This window comes from Sphingobium chlorophenolicum (assembly GCF_000722875.1).
In the GTDB taxonomy this organism is placed as follows: Bacteria; Pseudomonadota; Alphaproteobacteria; order Sphingomonadales; family Sphingomonadaceae; genus Sphingobium; species Sphingobium chlorophenolicum.
In genome coordinates, this window is record NZ_JFHR01000001.1 from 51,595 (window position 1) to 72,842 (window position 21,248).

The following is a 21,248-nucleotide window of genomic DNA, read 5'->3' on the forward strand; positions in this document are numbered from 1 at the left end:
TATTCATCTCCCCGGGCGGCTTGGAGGACGCCTTGGGAAGGCCGAATAATGTCGATCAAACGCATATTGCTTTTGTTGCTTGCCGTTGTCGGCGCATCGGCTGCGCAGGCCGAGGACGGCAAATTCACGATCGCGGTCATTCCCGACACTCAATATTATACCGACTATCGCCATCAGACCGAAGAAGGTTTCCCGTTCGATGCGCGGGAACTCTTCTTCGATCAGATGCGCTATATCGCGGAAAATGCGGAATCGCAGGGCGGCGACATCGCCTTCGCAACCGCGCTCGGCGATGTCTGGCAACATGCCAGCCAGCGCATGACCCCTGAATATGCTGCGAAGGGGTACAAGCATATCAAGACATTCCTGACCGAGCTTCCGCAAATTTATCCGGATTCTCGCGTGCTTACGGTTGAAATGCCGACGGCGCGCCGCGGATATCAGATGATTTCGGGGAAATTGCCTTTCTCGGTGGTGCCCGGCAATCACGATTATGACTCGAACTGGGCCGATTCACGCTGGCCGGAGGGGGCGGGGGGCTTGCCCAACGGCATGCTCGCTTATGGCGGGCTTAAGAACTGGACGTCTATATTCGGCTCGGACACGTCCTTCTTCAAGAAGAAGTCCTGGTATGTCTCCAGCTATAATGGCGGCGCGGACAGCGCGCAGGTCTTCGATGCGGGCGGATACCGTTTCCTGCATATCGGGTTTGAGATGGCGCCGTCCGACGCGGTGCTGAAATGGGCGGAGGGCGTGATCAAGCGCTATCCGGGTCTGCCCACGATCATCAGCACGCACAGCTTCCTCAACCGCGCAGGCGAAAGGCGGGAGAATCCCGCGGTCGATTTCAAGGCGGTCGATCCGGTCCATAACAATCCGCAGGATGTCTGGGACAAGTTCCTGTCGCAGCACGACCAGATTTTCCTGATGCTGAGCGGCCACCAATATGGGCAGGCCCATCGCGTTGACCTCAACAAATTCGGCCACAAGGTCTATCAGGTGTTGTCCGACTATCAGGGGCGCCGGCAGACTTTCGTGACCGCCGCGCCCGCCCGCGCCAATGAGCGCGAAACGATAGGCGACGGATGGATGCGGCTGATGCAATTCGACCTGTCGGGTCCGAAGGCCAGCGTGCAGGTGAAGACCATTTCCACTTATTATAAGAGCACGGCTTCCAAGTTGCCGACCTATTCGGCATTCTACAAGGAAAAGGAAAAGCCGACCGCGACGGATGAGGAGTTCATCGCGTCAGACGAGTTCGCGCTGGATCTCGACGATTTCCATGCCCGGTTCGCCCCCGTGCGGGGCAAGCCCAGCGGCAAGCGTCAGTAACCGCCATGGGGGTCGGGCGCTTCATTGTCCGGCCTGAGCTTCGATACGATGGCAAGGGTGCGGGCGAGCTGCCCCTCCGACGGCATGCTGGCGAGCCGGTCGAAGGCGCGCGCCCCGATAGTCATGGAAGGCATGTCCGCTCCCTTCATGGAAGAAAATCGGAAGCCGTAACCGAATGTGAAGCCAGTTTCGATGGACGCCGCCGGAACAAACCGCCCGCGACATCAGCGCCTATGGCGCCGGGAGAGAAAAGTGGATCAGATTAAACAAGTTGGGACCCCTGCGCCCGCCGCCACGTCGCGGGGTGCGTCAGGCACTCGGACGATGCTCGGCGTATTGCTCGTGGTCTATATCCTCAACTTCCTCGATCGGCAGATCGTCAACATTCTGGCTGAACCCATTGCCAGGGATCTTTCGCTGTCGGATACCGAAATCGGCTTGATGACCGGGCTGGCCTTCGCGCTTTTCTATACCGTGCTGGGCATTCCCATCGCCCGCTATGCTGACCGGCCGTCGACCAATCGGGTCGGGCTGATCTCCGCCTCGCTCGTGATCTGGTCGGGGATGACCGTATTGTGCGGCATGGCCCATAATTTCGTCCAGCTCCTGCTCGCGCGCATCGGCGTCGGGGTGGGGGAGGCCGGCTGCACCCCGGCGGCGCACTCCTTGATCAGCTCCACGGTCGAGCCGTCGAAGCGCGCGTCGGCCATCGCCTTTTACGGCCTGGGCATTCCGATCGGCACCCTGTTGGGGCTGGCCATTGGCGGTTTCGCCAGCGACCTGTGGGGCTGGCGTACCGCGTTCATGCTTGTGGGCGCTCCGGGCGTCCTGATGGCGTTGATCCTGCCTCTCATGATCCGGGATGTGCGGCAAAAGCCGACAGCCGCATCGCCAGCCCCGACAGCCGATCTGACCGTGATCGGGGCGCTGCGCGAGGTATTCGGCACCCGCACCTTCCTTCACTTGGCCATTGGCGCGTCTTTCACCGCCTTCCTCACCTATGGCAAGAATGTGTGGGCGCTGATCCTGTTTCAACGCTCGCACGGCCTCAGCGTGGGGGAAACGGGGCTGCTGCTCGGCATCGCCATCGGCGCCGCAGGGATCGTCGGCACCTGGCTTGGCGGTTATCTGGCGGACCGTTACGGCAGCGTGAACAGGCAGCATATGCTGACCACGCCCGTGATCGGCATGGCGCTTGGCGCGCCTGTTCTCTTCCTCGGCTATTGGATCGACGAATGGCATATTGCCCTCGTGCTGATCTTCATCCCGACGGTGTTCAACGCATCCTATTATGGTCCGACCTTCGCCTGCCTGCACGGGCTCGTGCGGCCGGAGGCGCGCGCCATGGCCAGCGCCATACTTCTCTTCATGCAAAATCTTGTTGGATTGGGACTGGGCCCGCTGCTGTTCGGGATCATGTCGGAAATGCTGAAGCCAGCGGTCGGGGCGGAGAGCGTGCGCTACGTCCTTTACGGCGCCGCGTGGCTGGGCCTGATCCCCGCCTACTTCCTGTGGCGCGCCAGCCTGCGCCTGAATGCCGAACTGAAATCAGGCTGAAGCGGAATATCGGCGCCTGGGCATCCCTGCGATGGCCAGGCGCTGACTATACCCCGTTGGCAAGCGCCCTGATCCGGGCGGCGAGCGACACCAGGCGCGGCCCGACATCGCCCCGCATCTCATTTTCATTGGTTCGGAAAGCAGGCACGGCGCACACCAGCGCCAGGCATTCCCCATCCGCCGTCCGCAGCAGCGGAGCCGCCACCGCGAGAGTTTCGGCCCGCCAGGAGGAAGCGAAACAGAAGCCATCCGTCTTGCAGTCTTCCACGCCCTGGTCCGCTTCGCCCTTTCCATCGGCAAGATGGGGAGCCGTCTCCAGGGTCCGTTGATGAAGCGCGGCACGCTCCTCCGGCGACTTGAGTGACAGGATCGCGCGGCCGATGGCGGTGCGATAGAGCGGGACGGAAAATCCTATATCGGAAATATAGTCGGGCAGCGCCGTATCGTCCGACCGCGTGACGTCCAGCATGATCGCATTCAGGTCATTCGACATGGCGATCGAAACATTGCCGCCGGCGCGCACTGCGAAATCCCGCATGAAGGGCCGCGCGATCTGGCGGATCTTGAACCGCGCCAGCAGCGGATAGGCCACCGAAAGAACCTGGGAGCCCACGCGATAGGCTCCGCTTTCGTTGAGGCCGAGATAGCCGAGTTGAACCAGGGTGTTGGTCAGGCGCGAAACGGAGGATCGCGGCATTCCCGTCCGGGAGGAAATCTCCGAATTGCTCAGCCATGCGTCGTCCGGGCCAAAGGCCGCAAGAACCCGCAAGCCCCGTTCGAGCGTCGTGGCGAAGAAGGGGTCGGAATTCTTGGAGGAACGCTGCCTTGAGGTCGAACCCTGCTTCTCGTCCGTCACAGATTTTCCCACTTCATTTTCCCTCGCGCCCGATTCGCACGGCGGCGTTCGCATAGCAGTTCCGCAATTACACAGGAACTGAACCCGTCAAAAGCATCCCTTGTCGATGGCCCATCGAGAAAATTTAAAAGTTCCAACATACCGACGATAATGCTTTGACAGTTTCGATATATGAAACTATATCAGATTATCATTCAAGTTCAAATGCGCATGGGGTGCCGTGTGCAGAAATCTGCACTCGGTCCGTCCTGGGCCGCGCGGTCGCACGAAATGGAATATTGCCGGTATGGATATGGCCCATAATGATGTCGGGAATTCGTACGACTATGTCGTGATCGGCGCTGGATCGTCAGGATGCGTCGTGGCCAATCGGCTCAGCGAAGACGGAACGCATTCGGTCCTGCTGATCGAAGCTGGCGGCCCGGACAATCTCTTCTGGATGCGCGCCCCGCTGGGAACGGGGCAGATGCTTCGCCGCACCGACGTGATCTGGCCCTATGAGACGGAGGGCGTGCCCGCGCTCAACGGCCGAAAGCTCAGATGGCCGCGAGGGAAGGTCGTCGGCGGTTCCAGTTCCGTCAATGGCACCATCTTCATTCGCGGCCTGCGCGAGGAATATGATCGCTGGCGGGAAATGGGCAATATCGGCTGGGGCTATGACGACGTCCTGCCTTTCTTCAAGAAATTCGAGAATTTCAAGGATGGAGACCCGCGCTACAGGGGGAAGGGCGGTCCGATTTCGGTGGAACGCCTCCGGCTGAATTTGCCGGTCACCAGCGCCTTTCTCGACGCCTGCGCGCAGGCCGGCATTCCGGGCAATGCCGATTATAACGGCGCGTCTATCGAGGGTGCGAGTCCGCTGCAGTTCAACACCCGCTATGGACGGAGGCAAAGCGCCGCCGTCGGATATCTGTCTTCCGCGGCGAAGCGCAAGAATCTGCATGTCCTGGCCAACACGCGGGTCAAGAAGATCGACGTCGTGGATGGAGCCGCCAGCGGTGTGGTCTTGCAGAACGCCGCCGGGGAACGGACCGTCCGCGCCAATCGCGAGATCATCATCAGCGCCGGGGCGATCGGGTCGCCGCAATTGCTGGAGCTTTCCGGGATTGGCAACGCGTTTATCCTCAAAAATGCCGGGCTATCCGTCGTCCACCATTTGCCCGGCGTCGGCGAGAATCTGATCGATCACCTTCAGACCCGCATCAGCCTGAAGGCGCAGAATACCGCGGGCTTGAACGAATTGGTCCGAAATTACCTGTTCCGCATGAAAGTGGGGGCGGAGTGGCTTTTCCTGGGCCGGGGGCTGATGTCGACACCGCTCGCGTCGGCGCATGCCATCGTGCGGTCCCGTCCGGATGCTCCCATGCCCGATCTGAAGCTGCAGCTTCACCATTTCAGCGGTCAGGACCGGATGGCCTATAGCAAGGATCTTGGGATCGACCCTCATCCGGGTCTGACGATAGGCATCGTCCAATTGTCGCCTCGGTCGCGGGGGCATCTCCACATATCGTCGCCCGACGCGAACGTCGCACCCCTCATCTATCCCAACCAGTTCGAAGATGAGGAGGATGTCCGCGTCCTGACGGCGGGGATCAGGATGGCGCGGACCATAGCGGCGCAGGATGCGCTTTCGAAATTCGTCGTGACGGAATTGCGACCGGGCGCGGCGGCTTCCTCCAATGACGAGATAAAGGAATATATCCGGCAGAGCGGGCAGACCTCCTACCATCCGATCGGCACTTGCAAGATGGGACGCGACGACTGGGCGGTGGTCGACGATCAACTGCGGGTGCGGGGGGTCGACAGGCTTCGGGTCGTGGACGCTTCGATCATGCCCACCATGCCGTCGTCCAATACCAACGCCGCCGCCTTGATGATCGGGGAAAAGGGGGCCGAACTCATCCGCCAGGCGGCGGCGTGAGGGCAGGCTGAACCAAAAATTCTAAAATCCTGGAGAGGATCATTGGCAGAGATCGTTCAGCGTTGCGAGGAAGCAATATCGCTCGGCCTGAAATGGCTTGCCGGACGCGTATCCGACAAAGGCGAGCTTGAAGGCAGCGAGTCCATATTGTTCGGCTATTACAAGGCTCTCCTGACCTTCACCGCTACCGGCCGCTATCTGGAGGCGGGACGCGTCGCGCACAAGATCAAGCGGGACTTCTACAAGGACGGCCAGTTCGGCGGCGAACAATATCCCGCCGCGACGGTCGGGCCGATCTACCGGGATTCATGGCTGACCTGGGGAGCGCATCTCGCCGGACGCTACGACATGTCCGTTCCGGCCGCGAACGCGATTCGCAGCCAGCTTTGCGGGATCACGGGCGGCGTCCTTGTCGACGGCCCGGGACGGATCATCGACGCCGGCCTGACATGCTGCGCGCTGACGGCCCTTCTCGCGGCGGGGAAGAGTGATGAGGTGATGAAAGGAGCCGAACTGGTTCGCGCCCTTGTCGAAGATCAGCCTGAACCCGAAGAGGCATTTTATTTCCGCTGGTCGCCTGAGACCGGCTATATAAAACCGGCGGTGGGCGAAGACGGAAAAGGCTGGACGGTCCGGCGGACAGACAGCGGGCAGATTTACTGGTATATCGGATATCTGCTTGCGCTGATGGCCCAGATGAACCTGCTGACCGGCGAGCGCAAATGGATCAATGCGGCGGAGAAGTTGCTGGCGTTCGTGAACGGCTGCCTTCCCGAAATATTCGGATCGACCTCCAACGGCAAGATTGCCTGGGGCTGCGCCGAGTTGTTCGCGGTAACGGGGGACGAAAGGTTCAGGGATGTCGCCGCGCGCATGACGGAATGGATATGCGATGTGCAGGCGGCGGATGGCCGCTGGTACAGATCGCCCGACCAGTCGATTCCTGTCGCGTTCGACGCTACATTTGAACGCGTTTTCTACCTCAGTCGGATTGCGCGGGCTCTCCAGCCGTAAATAAGAGAAACAGGATCCGCGGTGCGCCGGGGATGTGGGAGAATGGCCGTGATCAAACTCAACGACGTCTATCCGCTCTATCTCAACAACAGGGCGGTGCAGCCGAACGCCGACCTGGCGGTGACCGACAAATTCACCGGGGAAGTCGCTTTCCGCACCGCGCTCGCGACGCCGGAGATCATCTCGGAGGCCATCGCCGGGGCCGTGCGCGCTGCCGAGCCGATGGCGCGGCTGGCGAGCTTCGAACGACGCGACGTGCTCACCCATTGCGTCACGCGCTTTCAGGAGCGCTTCGACGAACTCGCCTATGCCTTGTGCGTGGAGGCAGGCAAACCCATCGCCGACAGCGAGGGAGAGGTGGGTCGCCTGATCGACACCTTCCGCATCGCCGCCGAGGAAGCGACCCGCAACTATGGCGAGGTCCAGCCGCTCGACATTTCAGCCCGCGCAAAGGGCTATATGGGGATGTGGAAGCGGGTGCCGATCGGCCCGTGCAGCTTCATCTCGCCCTTCAATTTCCCCCTCAACCTCGCCGCGCACAAGATCGCCCCGGCCATCGCGATGGGCTGCCCCTTCGTGATGAAGCCCGCGTCGCTGACGCCTCTGGGCGCGATCATCATGGGGGAGGTTCTTGCCGAATGCGACATCCTGCCGGAGGGCGCGTTCAGCATCCTGCCCGCATCGCGCGCGGGCGCGGATCTGTTCACCACGGACGATCGGCTGAAGCTGCTCAGCTTCACGGGTTCGCCGGGCGTCGGCTGGGATTTGAAGGCGCGGGCGGGCAAGAAGAAGGTCGTGCTCGAACTGGGCGGCAATGCGGCGGTCGTGGTCGACAAGGACGCCGACCTCGACCATGCGCTCGCGCGGATTATCTTCGGCGGCTATTATCAGTCGGGACAAAGCTGCATCCATGTGCAGCGTGTGATCATCCATGAGGATATTTACGACCGGTTCCGCGACATGCTCGCCGCGAAGGTCAAGGCGCTGAAATCAGGCGATCCCAAGCTTCGCGACACGTTCATCGGCCCCATGATCTCGGTCAATGAGGCCCAGCGGCTGAAAGGCTGGATCGACGATGCGGTCGCCGCGGGCGCGACCTTGCTCGCAGGGGGCGGATGCGAAGGCAATATGCTGGAAGCCGCCTTGCTCGAAAACGTCCCCAGCGGCACCGACCTGGTGCAGGAGGAGGCTTTCGGCCCGGTGGTCATGCTGTCGAAATTCGCCGACTGGAAGGCTGCGCTGGCCGAGGTCAACGACAGCAAGTTCGGACTTCAGGCCGGACTGTTCACGCGTGACATCCACAAGGTGCTGGATGCGTGGGATCATCTCGACGTGGGCGGCATCGTCGTCAACGACGTGTCGAGCTACCGCGTCGACAACATGCCCTATGGCGGGGTCAAGGACAGCGGGCTCGGTCGCGAAGGCGTACGCTTCGCCATGGAGGATATGAGCGAAATCCGGAACCTGGTGATCCGCCGGGCCTGATTGCATAGTCGCTGGGGGGATATGGGCGCGATCCTGCGCCCAATCGGAACCACCCCATCCCGTTTGGGCTGAGCCTGTCGAAGCCCACTCCTTTCCTGAAGGGAAGAACAGCCCCCTTCGGCTCAGGACAGGCTTCGAACAACTCAGGACGAACGGAGTGAGCCAGTTTTTCCCTGGCACCTCCGGATCGCTCCCATACGCTATATGTCGAAATCCGCTTCGGTAAGAGCGCGAACCTGATCGGGATCGACGCCGGGCGCGCATTCGATCAGGCGGAAGCGGGCGCTTCGGTCAGCCCGCGCAAAGACGGCCAGATCGGTTATCAGCATGTCGACGACCGCCGAACCCGTCAGGGGAAGGGTGCAGCTCTTGCGGAACTTGGGCGTTCCGTCCCGCGAGACATGGTCCATCAGCACGATGATGCGCCGGACGCCCGCGACGAGATCCATCGCGCCGCCCATGCCCTTCACCATCTTTCCGGGGATCATCCAGTTGGCGATGTCGCCATTTTCCGCGACCTCCATCGCGCCCAGGACCGACAGGTCGATATGACCGCCCCGGATCATGCCGAAACTGTCGGCTGAAGACACATAGCTGGTGCCGGCGAGTTCGGTGATCGTCTCCTTCCCGGCGTTGATGATGTCCGCGTCGACATGCGCGGCGTCGGGATAGGGACCCAGGCCGAGCATGCCGTTCTCCGACTGGAGCGTCACGTCCATGCCTTCGGGAATATTGTCCGCCACCAGCGTTGGAATGCCGATGCCGAGATTGACGTAGAAACCGTCGCGCAGTTCGCGCGCGGCGCGGGCGGCCATGTCGTTCCGGGTCCAGGGCATGTCAAACCTCTCCGCGCACGATGCGCTTTTCTATGCGCTTCTCATTTCGTTCCGCCAATATCATCCGTTGCACGAAGATACTGGGGGTATGAACATGGTCGGGATCGATCGCGCCCGCCGGGAGCAACTCCTCGACCTCGGCGACCGTGACGCGGCTGGATGTCGCCACCATCGGGTTGAAGTTGCGCGCCGTCTTCCGATAGACGAGATTGCCCTTTTCGTCGCCCCGCCATGCCTTGACGATGGCAAGGTCGGCCGTCAGCCCGGTTTCCAATATATAGCGCTCGCCGCCGAAGATCTTTTCTTCCTTGCCGTCGGCCACGATCGTTCCGACGCCCGTCCGGGTGTAAAATCCGGCGATGCCCGCGCCGCCTGCGCGCAGCCGTTCCGCCAGCGTACCCTGCGGATTGAATTCCAATTCGAGGACGCCGGTTAGATATTGTCGCTCAAACTCCTTATTCTCCCCGACATAGGAGGAGATCATCTTGCGCACCTGCCGGCTCTGCAACAGCAGGCCCAGGCCGAAATCGTCCACCCCTGCATTGTTCGAGATGATGGTGAGATCCTTGACGCCGCTTCGGCGGATCTCGTCGATCAGCGTCTCCGGAATGCCGCAAAGGCCGAAGCCCCCGGCCGCGATGGTCATCCCGTCGAAAAGCAGGCCCGAAAGGGCATCGCGGGCCGTGTCGTGGAGTTTTCTCGCCATGTCGTTGGACTCACATGCTGCTGAGGAAGTGGCCGCCATCGGCGGAGGAGATGTCTAGAGCAACCGATCGGCATGCGTCGACAGCGAGGGCGATCACGGTCCTGCCGCCAGGGTTCAGCAAATTGTCCATAGGCACTCTCCGTGGAAAAGTGTATGGAACATGATTGTAGAACAATCAAGAGGGCTAATATGGAGGCCGGGTTGGAATTCGAGCCGGCGGGCGCAGCGCGGAAGGTGGTCCTGGGCATCTTGTCGGGCCTGGACGAGCGGCAACTCGTTCCGGGACAGCGGCTTGCGGAAACGGAACTTGCTTTGCGCTATGATGTCGGCCGGAACGCGGTGCGGGAGGCTATGCAGCACCTGTCGGTGCGCGGCATCATCGAACTGGAGGCAAATCGTTCGCCCTCGATCCGGAAACTTGATCTGGCCGAGAGCATGGAGGTGCTCGACGTTGCCGAGGCGATGACCGCGCTCGCTGCCCGCACCGCGGCCGGCCGATATGAGGAGCGCCTGCACGGCAAGCTGCTGCGCGATGTTCTGCAGCGGCTGGATGTCGCAGCGGCCGAGCGGGAGGAGGGGGCCTTCAACGCGGCGCGGCGTCAATTCTACCGCGCTCTGCTCCGGATCGGCGACAATCGCGAGTTGCGCCGTCTCTTTCCATCCGTGGGCATGCACATCATCCACGTGCAATATTCGGCGTCCGACCTGCAACAGGTCCGGCATCGCGACTATGCCGACATGGCGGCCGCCATCATGAAGAAGGATGCGGGACCGGCGGAGGAGAGCGCGCGGCGCCACGTCGACAATGTCCGCACCGCCATCGCCGATTGGCATGCCCGGCGGAGCAGCAGAGTCATGGGGAGGCGCTGACCGTGCCCAGACCGGAAAGCTGGCGGCTCGACGCCACCAATTACCCCGTGCGCGGCGATTTCCAGACGCGTTTCCAGGATCTGGACGTCAACGGCCATATCAACAATGTCTCCTTCGCAGCGCTGTTCGAGGGCGGCCGCGTCATGTTGAACCGGCAGGTGGACGCCTTGACGAACCGGCCGTCGAACGAGCGCACGATGGTCGCCGACCTTCACATATGTTATCTGGGCGAGGGCAATTTCCCCGATCCTGTCGAGATCACGTCGGGTTTTGGCCGCCTTGGCGGCACAAGCTGGACGATCTGTCAGGCGATGTTCCAAAATGGCCGCGCCATCGCGACCTGCGATACCGTCATCGTGTGCCGCACGGATGATCAGGCGAAGCCGCTGCGCCCCGAACTGATAGCCGAACTGACCGCAAGGATGGTGAAGCAGTCGCGCAATGAATAAGGCCGCCGACAGGGGAAGCAAACGCCGTCCGGCATGGCAATTTTGGCGCACCCAAGAGGATTCGAACCTCTGGCCTTTGCCTTCGGAGGGCAACGCTCTATCCAGCTGAGCTATGGGTGCGTGTCGCTAGTGCGAAGGGCCGCTTAGCAAAGCCCAATCGCTCGCGCCAGCATCAAAATCGCCTCAGGCGAAAGTTATTTCGCCATTTTTTGCATCGGCTGGAATTTCCCCAGTCCGCAACTCGCGCCCGGTTGCAGCCCGCCGCCCTGATAGAGCACGGTGATGATGTCCACCGAACAAAGCTGGGACAGGCTGGTCTTGTAAAGGAAGCGCTTTTCGAAACCCAGGCTGGGGCAGCTATTGGGCAGCGTGTTGCGATAGACTTTGTTGCCGTTCATGATGAAGTCGATGGTGCGGTCGTCGCGGACCTGGGTGGAACTGATCGACCTGATCTGGACGCAATCGACCGGCTTGCCGACGGGCACCAGATTGTCGGGCGCGGTCTTGGCGCTGGCGAGGGTGGCGGTGCAGGCCAGCGCCATGGCCAGAGCCAGCCGGGGAATGGGGCGTGCGGACATGATGTCTCTCCTTGTGACTAAGGGAATGACGGCGCGCCAACGCCTCATCCGTTAATCCGCTCCCTTTACCATCCTTCGGCTGAACGGCGCGATAATCAGTTCGCGGTTCCGGGCGCCGGCGTCTTGGGCTTGAAGCGGCAGAGGTCGACCACGATGCAGCGCCAGCATTCGGGCTTGCGCGCCTTGCAGACATAGCGACCGTGCAGGATCAGCCAATGATGCGCATCGCGGCGAAAGGGACCGGGGACGCGCTTTTCCAGCTTTAGTTCGACCGCCAGCGGAGTCTTTCCGGGCGCCAGGCCGGTGCGGTTGCCGACGCGGAAGATATGAGTGTCGACCGCGAACGTCTCCTGCCCGAAGGCGGTGTTCATGACGACATTGGCCGTCTTGCGCCCGACGCCGGGCAGGGTGGTCAATATGTCGCGATCCTGCGGCACTTCTCCGCCGAAATCGCGGACCAATATTTCCGACAGGGCGATGACGTTCTTCGCCTTGGCGTTGAACAGGCCGATCGTCTTGATGTGGGTCTTCAGGCCCTCTTCCCCCAGATCGACCATCTGCTGGGGCGTGAGCACCTCCCGGAACAGGGCGCGGGTCGCCTTGTTGACGCCAACGTCCGTGGCCTGCGCCGACAGGACCACCGCCACCAGAAGCTGATAGTCATTGTCATATTCCAGCTCCGTGCGAGGGGCTGGATTGGCCTCTGCAAGGCGGCTGAAAAAGTCGAATATCTGACCTTTGTTCACGATCAGAGGCCCAGGACGCCCTTCATGTCGTATCGGCCTATGGGCTGGCCGATCAGCCACTGCGCGCCCTTCACAGCGCCGCGGGCGAAGATGATGCGGCTTTCGGCGCGATGGCCGATCTCGATCCGTTCGCCCTCGGCGGCGAAGATGACTTGATGGTCCCCCGCCACGGAACCGCCGCGCAGGGCCGCGAAACCGATCGCACCCCTGGCGCGCGCGCCGGTGATGCCGTCGCGGCCGCGTTCGCTATGGTCGGCCAGGGCGATGCCGCGTCCCTGCGCGGCGGCTTCGCCCAGCAGCAGCGCGGTGCCGGACGGGGCGTCGACCTTGTGGCGATGGTGCATTTCGACGATCTCTATGTCCCAATCGTCGCCTAGCCGCGACGCAGCCTGTTCCACCAAAGCCGCCAGCAGATTGACGCCGAGGGACGTGTTGCCGGTCTGGAGCAGCGGTATGCGCTTCGCGGCTTCGTCGATCAGCGTGTGATGCGCCGGTTCCAGCCCGGTGGTGCCGATAAGGACCGGCTTCTTCGCGGCGATGCAGGCGTCCAGATGGGCCGACAGCGCGCCGGGCACGGAAAAGTCGATCAGCACGTCGCTCCGCTGCGCCAGCGCGTGGGGATCGGTGGTAATGGAAATGCCGGGGGCTATTTCGCCTTCGCCGTTGCGGTCGGTGCCTCCGGCGATTTTCAGGCCCGCTTCCTGGACGATCTGCGCGATGGCGCGTCCCATGCGGCCGGCCGCTCCGAAAATCCCGATGCTGGTCATCACTGTCATTCCCTAAAAAGTCGCGTGGCGGATGCCAGAATGGGCGGCTCTTGTCATCCTTTTGCTATCGGTCCTTGCATTGGGAAATAGGAGGCATAGGGGACATATATGGACGACATTCGCAATATCGTGATCCTGACCGGGGCCGGGATTTCCGCCGAAAGCGGCCTGGCGACCTTTCGCGGACCAGACGGGTTGTGGGAAGGGCATCGGGTGGAGGATGTGTGCACGCCCGAAGCGTTGGCGCGCGATGCGGCACTGGTGCACCGCTTCTATGACGAGCGGCGTGCGAAACTGTCGGAGGTCCGGCCGAACGCCGCGCATGAAGCGCTGGCGGCGCTGGACGCGCAATGGCCGGGGGAATTGCTGATCGTCACGCAGAATGTGGACGATCTGCATGAGCGGGCAGGGGCGAAGCGGCTGATCCATATGCATGGGGAGTTGCGCTCGGCGTTGTGCGCGGGATGCGGGAAGGCGAGGCGCTGGACGGATGTCTTGCCGCCCGGATCGGTCTGCGATGGCTGCGGAAAGGCGCTTTTGCGGCCTGACATCGTGTTCTTCGGAGAGATGCCGTACGAAATGGACGTGATCGACGAGGCGCTGCGGCGGGCCGATCTGTTCGTTTCGGTGGGGACGTCCGGGGCGGTCTATCCGGCGGCGGGCTTCGTGCAGACGGCACGCCATGTGGGTGCGCGGACGCTGGAACTGAATCTCGATCCCTCGGTGGGGAGCCTTTATTTCGAGGAAAGCCGAATGGGACCGGCCAGCATGCTGGTGCCGGAACTGGTGTCGGAATTGCTTGGATGAAATCCGGAGCGGAAAGTGGGAATTATACGCCTGTCGCGTTTTCCGCCGGTTCCGGCTCGTCCTGATAGAGCAGCATGACCGACCCATCCTGCCCGGCGACCACCCGGATCGGCAGGCTGAGTTGCAGGGCGGAGAGGAATTCCTTGCTGTCCGTGATGCGGAACCGGCCGCCGATGCGGAGCGATGAAACCCGCGTATCCCCAATCAGGATGGGCGCAGCGCGATAGCGGTTGAACTCGCTGGCGGCCTGTTCGATGGTTTCGCCGTCCAGTTCCACCATCTGCTCGCGCCATGCGGTGCGCTGGCCGATCAGGCGCGAGTCGAGATGGGTGAGCGAAACGCTGCGCGGCTGGATGACGGCGCCGCTGCCCGCGCTGATCTGCTGGGTCAGCTTGTTGCCGGAATGGACGGTGACGGTGCCCTGCGTGACCGTCAGTTCGACCAGCGAAGGACGCAGGCGCACGTTGAACGCGGTGCCGACCGCCCTGATCACGGCGGACCGGGCCTCCACGTCGAAGGGGCGGGAACGGTCATGCGCGACGTCGAACGAAGCTTCGCCTTTCAGGACGCGGACCTTGCGGCCGTGATCGGTGAAACGGACTTCCGCGGCGCTGTCGCTGTTGAGGTGCAGGGTGGAACCGTCGTCCAGCGCGATATCGCTGATCTGGCCGATGCCGGTTTCATAATGGTCGACGCCGCTGAAGGTGCGGACGGTGACGATGGCGGCGACGATGAACAGCATCACCGCGACGGCGGCGGCGATCATGATGTTGCGCGACAGGCGGCGCTGCTGCTCCTCGCTGACGATGGCTTCCAGCGGGGGCAGGTTGACTTCGGCGGCGGCGCTCTTGAGCCGCTCCGCCGCTTCCCATGCGGCTTCGGCGCGGGCGAACGCTACGGCATGGCGCGGGTCCGATTCGACCCAGCGGCAAATCTCGGCTTCGTCCTGCGCGCTGGGATCGCTATTAAGCCTTGCCAGCAGGCGCGCGGCTTCCGCCGCGATCTTGTCCCTGCTTTCGTAGCCCGAATCTGGTCCCGACACCTGCACGTTCGAAATCCGTTTCCTCACGTTCCGCCCAGGCCCGCATAACTATTGCGATCGCTTTGGCCAGATGTTTTTCAACTGTAGAAACGGACAGGGACATTTCCTCCGCTATTTCCAGCATCGATTTTTCATGGATGCGGCGGAGAATGAAGACCCGTCGGCATTGTGTCGGAAGCGAATCGACGATCGTTTCCACCTGTCGCAATGCTTCGCGGGCGTGAAGCTGGGCCTCCACGTTATTTTCGCCCTGCAGCAGTTCCAGGTCGGCGATGGTTTCGAAACTGACCACCTTGTTCCGGCGGGCGGTGTCGATCACCAAGTTGCGGGCTATGGTAAAGAGATAGGCCCGGCCCGTAGTGACATTTTCCCAATTTTCAGTGGCATAGGCGCGGGTAAGAACCTCCGCGACCATGTCTTCCAATTCCTGATTGGCAGGAAGGATCCGCCTCAGCCGCCCGCGTAGAGCAGCTTCCTGTGGTAGGATCACTGTCTTGAACCATTGCAGTTTAGCGCGAACCGTGTGCACGTTGACCCCCTTGATGTCAGCCGCGCCTCTCCCGTTGTCTTAATCTGTTTGTCATAATTCAATCATGGATGCAGGGGCCTGTCCAGCGATTGCGCGGGCATTATTTTTCCTTTCTGTGGAAAACCGACTCGCTGTGGCAGAAATGCGTCGATCAGCCGGGCGGAATTTCCGGCGGGGCGCGATCCGGCTGGTCGAAATCCGGCCCCTGCGGCACGATTTCCGGCGGCTGCCCGGCAGGCGTCTCGTCCGGCGCATCGGGAGGGGGCGTTTCCGGCGGCGATTGTGGTTCGATGATGTCGGGCGGCGGGACGCCGTCAGGGGCGGGATCGGGCTGCGTGGCCATGACCATTTTCTCCTTCATGAAGGATACGTTTGGCCGCCGCGGGGGTTCCTGATCGACTTATCCACCAGTTATCCACAGGCTTGACCTCTTGCCCTTGCTTCGCGAGACTCTTTTCTCTATGCCGCGCCGACCGGCGACCGATGCGGGCGTGGCGAAATTGGTAGACGCGCCAGATTTAGGTTCTGGTATCGCAAGATGTGGGGGTTCGAGTCCCTTCGCCCGCACCAGTGCGCCAGACCGTGGAGCAGCGCCAGGCGCCAACGAAATTCAGCTTTTAGAAAGCGTTTGAGAGAAGAGATGCAGACTGTCGAGACGTTGAACGAGGGCCTGAAGCGCGCCTACACCGTGACCATCACGTCGAAGGACATCGACGCCCGCGTGGAAAAGGAAGTCGCCGCCATCGCGCCGCAGATGCGCATGCCTGGCTTCCGCCCCGGCAAGGTGCCGGCCAACCTCGTCAAGAAGATGCACGGCGAATCGCTGCAGCGCGACGCGCTCAACAATTCGATCCAGGACAGCATCCAGAAGCTGATCGCCGACCAGAAGCTGCGTCCCGCGATGCAGCCCTCCGTCGAGTTGGACGAGAATTTCGAGTTCGGCAAGGATGCGGAAATCAAGGTCGCGCTGGAAGTGCTGCCGGAGATCGCCGCGCCGAGCGTCGAGGGTCTGAAGCTGGAGCGCCTGACCGTCGAAGTCGCCGATGCGCAGGTCGATGAAGCCGCCGGCCGCATCGCGACGCAGCAGGGCGCGCTGGAAGAACATGCCGCCAGCCACAAGGCGAAGGACGGCGACACGCTGACCATCGATTTCGTCGGCAAGATCGGTGACGAGGCCTTTGAGGGCGGTTCGGCCGAAGACGTGAAACTGAAGATCGGTTCGGGCCAGTTCATCCCTGGCTTCGAAGAGCAGCTCACCGGCGTCAAGAAGGGCGATGAGAAGACCATCACCGTCACCTTCCCGGAAGATTATGGCGCGGCGCACCTCGCCGGCAAGGAAGCGACCTTTGACATCACCGTCAAGTCGATCCTGAACGCCGACAAGCCCAAGCTGGACGACGATTTCGCCAAGTCGCTGGGCCTGGAAGGGCTGGACCAGCTCAAGGAATTGCTGAAGGGCCAGATCGAGCAGGAACATAACGGCCTGACCCGCACCTATATGAAGCGCAAGCTGCTGGACCAGTTGGCCGCCGCGCATGATTTCGACGTGCCGCCGAGCATGGTGGAGGCCGAATTCAACCAGATCTGGGCGCAGCTTCAGCATGAAGCGACCCATGAGGAAGATCCGGAAGCCGCCCTGGCCGAGATGGAAGCGGAGAAGGAAGATTATCGCGGCATCGCGGTCCGTCGCGTCCGCCTGGGCCTGCTGCTCTCCGAAATCGGCCAGGCCAATGGCGTGGTCGTGTCGGATCAGGAAATGAACCGCCTGATCATGCAGGCCGCCCAGCAGTACAGCCCGCAGGACCGCGAGCGTTTCGTGCAATATGTGCGTCAGGATCCGATGGCCGCCGCGCAGCTTCGCGCCCCGCTCTATGAGGACAAGGTCGTCGACTTCCTGTTCGAAAAGGCGGAGATCACTGACCGCGCCGTCAGCCGCGAGGAACTGGAAGCCGCCATCGAGGCCGAAGACGGCGATCTGAAGCCGCATGTCCATGGTCCGGATTGCGGCCATGACCACCATGATCACGATCATGGAGAGAAAAAGGCGAAGAAGGCGGCTCCGAAGAAGAAGGCCGATGCTGAGGAAGCCGCTCCGGCTGCCGAGGAAGCTCCGGCCAAGAAGGCGCCCGCCAAGAAGGCAGCGGCCAAGAAGGACGAAGCCGTGGCTGAGGAAGCCGCAGCCGAGGACAAGCCCAAGGCGAAGAAGGCCCCGGCGAAGAAGGCTGCCGCCAAGGCTGAATAAGGCCTTTTCAGTCTGAATGGACAAGCGCCCGGCTTCATCAGGAAGCGCGGGCGCTTTTCATTTCGGGCGGGGCATGGCAGACGAAATGTTAATGACGTTCCGTCATCCCCACGTCGCGTTATTGGGCAATGGACGGGGCAATAAGGTTTATGCGTCGATGAAGGAATTTCCGGCAGTGGACAGCGGGGAGGGGATTGCAAGCCCGCGGATCGCGGTCATCCTGCCTTGCTATAATGAGGCTGGAGCGATCGTGCGGACGGTGGAGGATTTCCGCCGCGCCTTGCCCTCGGCCGAAATCTACGTCTTCGACAATAACAGCAGCGACGGCAGCCGCGAACTGGCGGCGGGGGCGGGAGCGATCGTCCGCCGCGTCGCGCAGCAGGGCAAGGGCCATGTGGTGCGCCGCATGTTCGCGGATGTCGATGCCGACATCTATATCATGGCGGACGGCGACGCGACCTATGAGGCCGCCGCCGCGCCCAGAATGGTCGCGGCGATGCTGGAGGATAATCTCGACATGGTCGTCGGTTCCCGGCGGAGCGAGATCGAGGAAGCCTATCGGCGCGGCCATCGCTTCGGCAATTGGGCGCTGACCAGCCTGCTGAAGCAGCTTTTCGGACGCAGCTTCACCGATATTCTGTCGGGCTACCGCGTCTTTTCCCGCCGGTTCGTGAAGAGCTTCCCGGTCCTTTCCGCCGGTTTCGAAATAGAGACGGAAATCAGCGTCCACGCGCTGGAACTGGGGATGCCGGTGGCGGAGGTCGTCACCGCCTATGGCGCGCGGCCCGAAGGGTCGGTGAGCAAGCTTTCCACCTATCGCGACGGCTGGCGCATCCTGCGTACGATTCTCACGCTCTACCGCATCGAACGGCCGGTCCTCTTCTTCGGGATCATCGCTGCGCTGCTGGCGGCAAGCGGGCTGATCCTGGCGGCGCCGCTGATCCTCACCTATATGGAGACGGGCCTCGTGCCGCGCTTTCCCACCGCCATATTGGTGACGGGCCTGATGATCCTCGCCACGCTTTCGGGCATGTGCGGGCTGATCCTGGACACCGTCGTGCGCGGGCGGCGGGAAGTGCGGCGGCTGGCCTATCTGGCCTTGCGGGCGCCATCGGATTTTGACCGGCGCGACTGACGATTCACCCGCGTTGCACGCGACCCCTTGAACAGTCTGCATTTTGTCCCGATGTAGTGGACGGGCAAAAGCAATCACCCTGAAAGAGCAAAATGACCGATATCATGTCCGATCCCATGGCCGCTCTGGTCCCCATCGTCATCGAACAGTCGAACCGGGGCGAGCGCAGCTTCGACATTTATTCGCGCCTGCTGCGGGAGCGGATCATCTTCGTGACCGGTCAGGTGGAGGATCATATGGCCTCTCTGATCGTCGCCCAATTGCTGTTCCTTGAGTCGGAAAATCCGAAGAAGGACATCTGGATGTACATCAATTCGCCCGGCGGCGTGGTGACGTCCGGCATGGCGATCCACGACACGATGAAATATATCCGCCCGCAGGTCGGCACTGTCTGCATCGGGCAAGCCGCGTCGATGGGCAGCTTCCTGCTGGCCGCTGGCGAGCCGGGCAAGCGCATCGCGCTCAGCAACGCCCGCATCATGGTTCACCAGCCGTCGGGCGGGGCGCAGGGCATGGCGTCCGACATCGAAATCCAAGCCAAGGAAATCCTGCGCATCCGTAGCCGCCTGAACAACCTCTACGTCCAATATACCGGCCGTACGCTGGAGGAAGTGGAGCGGGCGATGGACCGCGACACCTTCCTGGAGGCGGAGGAAGCCAAGGCGTTCGGCCTGGTCGACGAAGTGTTCGACCGCCGCCCGGCCGCTGCCGAAACGGCGGAAGGCTAAAAACCATGTTTGCCGCGACGCGCCCTTTTCTCCCCTTGTGAAACGGGCGCGTCGCGGTCTAGGATGATCCTAGGACCACCATATCCCTCGTCGCAGGCGGCAATCCGCCTGAAAGGGGGAAGAGAGATTGGCGAATGACTAAGCTTACGGGCTCCGATTCAAAAAGCACGCTTTACTGCTCCTTCTGCGGCAAGTCGCAGCATGAGGTGCGTAAGCTGATCGCGGGGCCGACCGTGTTCATCTGCGATGAATGCGTGGAATTGTGCAACGACATCATCCGTGAGGAGACCAAGGGCGGTCTCGTCGGCAAGAAGGATGGCGGCGTGCCGACCCCGCAGGAAATCTGCGATGTGCTGGACGATTATGTGATCGGCCAGAACCGGGCGAAGCGCGTCCTGTCGGTCGCTGTCCACAATCACTACAAGCGCCTGAACCACGGCACCAAGCCGGGCGAGGTGGAACTGGCCAAGTCGAACATTTTGCTGGTCGGCCCCACTGGCTGCGGCAAGACGTTGCTGGCGCAGACGCTGGCCAAGACGTTCGACGTGCCCTTCACCATGGCCGACGCGACCACGCTGACCGAAGCCGGTTATGTGGGCGAGGATGTAGAGAATATCATCCTCAAGCTGCTCCAGGCGTCCGACTATAATGTCGAGAAGGCGCAGCGCGGCATCGTCTATATCGACGAAATCGACAAGATCAGCCGCAAGGCCGAAAACCCCTCCATCACCCGCGATGTTTCGGGGGAGGGCGTGCAGCAGGCTTTGCTGAAGTTGATGGAAGGCACGACCGCCTCGGTTCCACCGCAGGGCGGCCGGAAGCATCCGCAGCAGGAATTCCTTCAGGTCGATACGACTAACATCCTGTTCATCTGCGGCGGCGCGTTCGCGGGTTTGGAAAAGATCATCGGCGACCGTCTGGAAGCCAAGTCCATCGGCTTTGGCGCCCATGTCGCCGCGCCCGAAGAGCGCAAGACCGGCGAATTGCTGCGTCAGAGCGAGCCTGAGGATTTGCTGAAATTCGGCCTGATCCCGGAATTCGTCGGCCGTCTGCCGGTGATCGCGACGCTGGAAGATCTGGATGTGACCGCCCTGGTCAAGATCCTGGTCGAGCCGAAGAACGCGCTGGTGAAGCAATATGCCAAGCTGTTCGACATGGAAAATGTGGAACTCAGCTTCACCGACGACGCGCTGACCGCGATTGCCAAGAAGGCTATCGAACGCAAGACCGGCGCACGCGGGCTTCGCTCGATATTGGAGGCGATCCTGCTCGACACGATGTTCGACCTGCCTTCGATGGAGGGCGTGGGCGAAGTGGTGGTCGACAAGGATGTGGTCGCGGGCAACAAGGAACCGATTCGCGTATTCAGTGAGAAGGACAAGCGGGCCGAAGACGCGGCCTGAATCGATCTTCTAACGGTTTGAAATTTGGGGCCGGCGATGTTTCGCCGGCCCTTTTTTGTCGCCTCTATCGCAAGCGCACAAAAATTCTCGCCGCGTTGCAAAATTGCACCACTGTCAAACAGCGGCGTCTCCTGGCAATTTAGTGCCTTAAAATCAAATGATTATATTCCCCAGCTGTGATGCCTTAGGGCGAATTCGACCCCCTGGGGGCGGTCGTCATCCCATATCTGTTATATTGTCGTAAA

At 61.8% G+C, this 21,248-nt stretch carries 22 protein-coding genes and 2 tRNA genes; 13 read left to right on the forward strand and 11 right to left on the reverse strand.

Going from position 1 to position 21,248, the window contains the following annotated elements; translation table 11 throughout:
* Window positions 1-48: 48 nt before the first annotated feature.
* Complete coding sequence (locus tag BV95_RS00235; protein WP_037446222.1) at window positions 49-1,332, forward strand: metallophosphoesterase family protein; 1,284 nt, start codon at window positions 49-51, stop codon at window positions 1,330-1,332.
* Here the strand turns inward: BV95_RS00235 and BV95_RS24700 are convergent.
* Entirely contained in the window at window positions 1,326-1,457 is a 132-nt protein-coding gene (locus BV95_RS24700; protein WP_267880728.1) for a hypothetical protein, read from the reverse strand. The genes BV95_RS00235 and BV95_RS24700 overlap by 7 nt on opposite strands.
* 199 nt (window positions 1,458-1,656) lie before the next feature.
* Between BV95_RS24700 and BV95_RS00240 the strand changes: the two genes are divergently transcribed.
* On the forward strand, window positions 1,657-2,889 hold the full coding sequence (locus tag BV95_RS00240; protein ID WP_234703067.1) for a spinster family MFS transporter: 1,233 nt from the start codon (window positions 1,657-1,659) through the stop codon (window positions 2,887-2,889).
* A 46-nt stretch (window positions 2,890-2,935) separates the two neighbouring features.
* On the opposite strand, the gene BV95_RS00245 is transcribed toward BV95_RS00240, so the two are convergent.
* Window positions 2,936-3,745 (reverse strand): IclR family transcriptional regulator, encoded by an 810-nt coding sequence (locus BV95_RS00245; protein ID WP_234703068.1) that lies wholly within the window; start codon window positions 3,743-3,745, stop codon window positions 2,936-2,938.
* Window positions 3,746-4,037: 292 nt separating this feature from the next.
* Here BV95_RS00245 and BV95_RS00250 point away from each other — a divergent pair, with 292 nt between their 5' ends.
* From BV95_RS00250 to BV95_RS00260, 3 genes are read left to right on the forward strand one after another with little or no spacing between them, the layout of a single operon-like run.
* Window positions 4,038-5,666, forward strand: coding sequence for a GMC family oxidoreductase (locus BV95_RS00250; RefSeq protein ID WP_234703069.1), 1,629 nt, complete (start codon window positions 4,038-4,040; stop codon window positions 5,664-5,666).
* Window positions 5,667-5,708: 42 nt separating this feature from the next.
* Window positions 5,709-6,680 (forward strand): prenyltransferase/squalene oxidase repeat-containing protein, encoded by a 972-nt coding sequence (locus BV95_RS00255; protein ID WP_037446230.1) that lies wholly within the window; start codon window positions 5,709-5,711, stop codon window positions 6,678-6,680.
* A 42-nt stretch (window positions 6,681-6,722) separates the two neighbouring features.
* On the forward strand, window positions 6,723-8,165 hold the full coding sequence (locus tag BV95_RS00260; protein ID WP_037446232.1) for an aldehyde dehydrogenase family protein: 1,443 nt from the start codon (window positions 6,723-6,725) through the stop codon (window positions 8,163-8,165).
* A gap of 200 nt (window positions 8,166-8,365) precedes the next feature.
* Here the strand turns inward: BV95_RS00260 and BV95_RS00265 are convergent, their stop codons facing one another.
* Both BV95_RS00265 and BV95_RS00270 read right to left on the reverse strand, forming a co-directional pair.
* A complete protein-coding gene (locus tag BV95_RS00265) occupies window positions 8,366-9,001 on the reverse strand; it encodes a 3-oxoacid CoA-transferase subunit B (protein WP_013846988.1) in 636 nt (211 codons plus the stop codon).
* A 1-nt stretch (window position 9,002) separates the two neighbouring features.
* Window positions 9,003-9,707 carry a CoA transferase subunit A gene (locus tag BV95_RS00270; RefSeq protein WP_037446233.1) on the reverse strand — a complete coding sequence of 235 codons (705 nt, stop codon included), beginning with the start codon at window positions 9,705-9,707 and terminating at the stop codon, window positions 9,003-9,005.
* 201 nt (window positions 9,708-9,908) lie between these two features.
* Between BV95_RS00270 and BV95_RS00275 the strand changes: the two genes are divergently transcribed.
* Together BV95_RS00275 and BV95_RS00280 are read left to right on the forward strand one after the other, a co-directional pair.
* On the forward strand, window positions 9,909-10,577 hold the full coding sequence (locus BV95_RS00275) for a GntR family transcriptional regulator (RefSeq protein WP_234703070.1): 669 nt from the start codon (window positions 9,909-9,911) through the stop codon (window positions 10,575-10,577).
* Window positions 10,578-10,579: 2 nt separating this feature from the next.
* Window positions 10,580-11,026, forward strand: a complete 447-nt coding sequence (locus tag BV95_RS00280) for an acyl-CoA thioesterase (RefSeq protein WP_037446237.1) — start codon at window positions 10,580-10,582, stop codon at window positions 11,024-11,026.
* Between the two features lie 43 nt (window positions 11,027-11,069).
* Here the strand turns inward: BV95_RS00280 and BV95_RS00285 are convergent.
* From BV95_RS00285 to dapB, 4 genes are all read right to left on the reverse strand, one after another.
* A tRNA-Arg gene (locus BV95_RS00285) sits at window positions 11,070-11,146 on the reverse strand.
* A gap of 74 nt (window positions 11,147-11,220) precedes the next feature.
* On the reverse strand, window positions 11,221-11,604 hold the full coding sequence (locus tag BV95_RS00290) for a hypothetical protein (protein ID WP_013846977.1): 384 nt from the start codon (window positions 11,602-11,604) through the stop codon (window positions 11,221-11,223).
* 95 nt (window positions 11,605-11,699) lie between these two features.
* Window positions 11,700-12,350, reverse strand: coding sequence for an endonuclease III (gene nth, locus BV95_RS00295; RefSeq protein ID WP_037446239.1), 651 nt, complete (start codon window positions 12,348-12,350; stop codon window positions 11,700-11,702).
* A gap of 2 nt (window positions 12,351-12,352) precedes the next feature.
* Window positions 12,353-13,117, reverse strand: coding sequence for a 4-hydroxy-tetrahydrodipicolinate reductase (gene dapB, locus BV95_RS00300; protein ID WP_037446241.1), 765 nt, complete (start codon window positions 13,115-13,117; stop codon window positions 12,353-12,355).
* A 108-nt stretch (window positions 13,118-13,225) separates the two neighbouring features.
* Here dapB and BV95_RS00305 point away from each other — a divergent pair, with 108 nt between their 5' ends.
* Window positions 13,226-13,924: an NAD-dependent deacylase gene (locus BV95_RS00305; RefSeq protein ID WP_037446243.1), complete on the forward strand. Its 699-nt coding sequence runs from the start codon at window positions 13,226-13,228 to the stop codon at window positions 13,922-13,924.
* Between the two features lie 22 nt (window positions 13,925-13,946).
* On the opposite strand, the gene BV95_RS00310 is transcribed toward BV95_RS00305, so the two are convergent.
* The 3 genes from BV95_RS00310 to BV95_RS00320 all read right to left on the reverse strand — a co-directional run bounded on the left by BV95_RS00310 (window position 13,947) and on the right by BV95_RS00320 (window position 15,838).
* Window positions 13,947-14,972 carry a FecR family protein gene (locus BV95_RS00310; protein ID WP_037446245.1) on the reverse strand — a complete coding sequence of 342 codons (1,026 nt, stop codon included), beginning with the start codon at window positions 14,970-14,972 and terminating at the stop codon, window positions 13,947-13,949.
* On the reverse strand, window positions 14,890-15,495 hold the full coding sequence (locus tag BV95_RS00315; RefSeq protein ID WP_013846972.1) for a sigma-70 family RNA polymerase sigma factor: 606 nt from the start codon (window positions 15,493-15,495) through the stop codon (window positions 14,890-14,892). Before BV95_RS00315 ends, BV95_RS00310 begins: the two co-directional genes overlap by 83 nt.
* Before the next feature lie 151 nt (window positions 15,496-15,646).
* On the reverse strand, window positions 15,647-15,838 hold the full coding sequence (locus BV95_RS00320) for a hypothetical protein (protein ID WP_037446435.1): 192 nt from the start codon (window positions 15,836-15,838) through the stop codon (window positions 15,647-15,649).
* Window positions 15,839-15,980: 142 nt separating this feature from the next.
* On the opposite strand from BV95_RS00320, the gene BV95_RS00325 reads away from it, so the two are divergent.
* From BV95_RS00325 to clpX, 5 genes are all read left to right on the forward strand, one after another.
* A tRNA-Leu gene (locus BV95_RS00325) sits at window positions 15,981-16,065 on the forward strand.
* A gap of 70 nt (window positions 16,066-16,135) precedes the next feature.
* Window positions 16,136-17,737 carry a trigger factor gene (gene tig / locus BV95_RS00330; RefSeq protein WP_037446248.1) on the forward strand — a complete coding sequence of 534 codons (1,602 nt, stop codon included), beginning with the start codon at window positions 16,136-16,138 and terminating at the stop codon, window positions 17,735-17,737.
* A 157-nt stretch (window positions 17,738-17,894) separates the two neighbouring features.
* The gene (locus tag BV95_RS00335) at window positions 17,895-18,872 is read left to right on the forward strand and encodes a glycosyltransferase family 2 protein (protein ID WP_037446438.1); all 978 of its coding nucleotides are present in this window, start codon (window positions 17,895-17,897) and stop codon (window positions 18,870-18,872) included.
* 92 nt (window positions 18,873-18,964) lie between these two features.
* Window positions 18,965-19,600, forward strand: coding sequence for an ATP-dependent Clp endopeptidase proteolytic subunit ClpP (gene clpP / locus BV95_RS00340; RefSeq protein ID WP_013846968.1), 636 nt, complete (start codon window positions 18,965-18,967; stop codon window positions 19,598-19,600).
* A gap of 134 nt (window positions 19,601-19,734) precedes the next feature.
* Window positions 19,735-21,003, forward strand: a complete 1,269-nt coding sequence (gene clpX / locus BV95_RS00345) for an ATP-dependent Clp protease ATP-binding subunit ClpX (protein ID WP_013846967.1) — start codon at window positions 19,735-19,737, stop codon at window positions 21,001-21,003.
* Window positions 21,004-21,248: the final 245 nt, after the last annotated feature.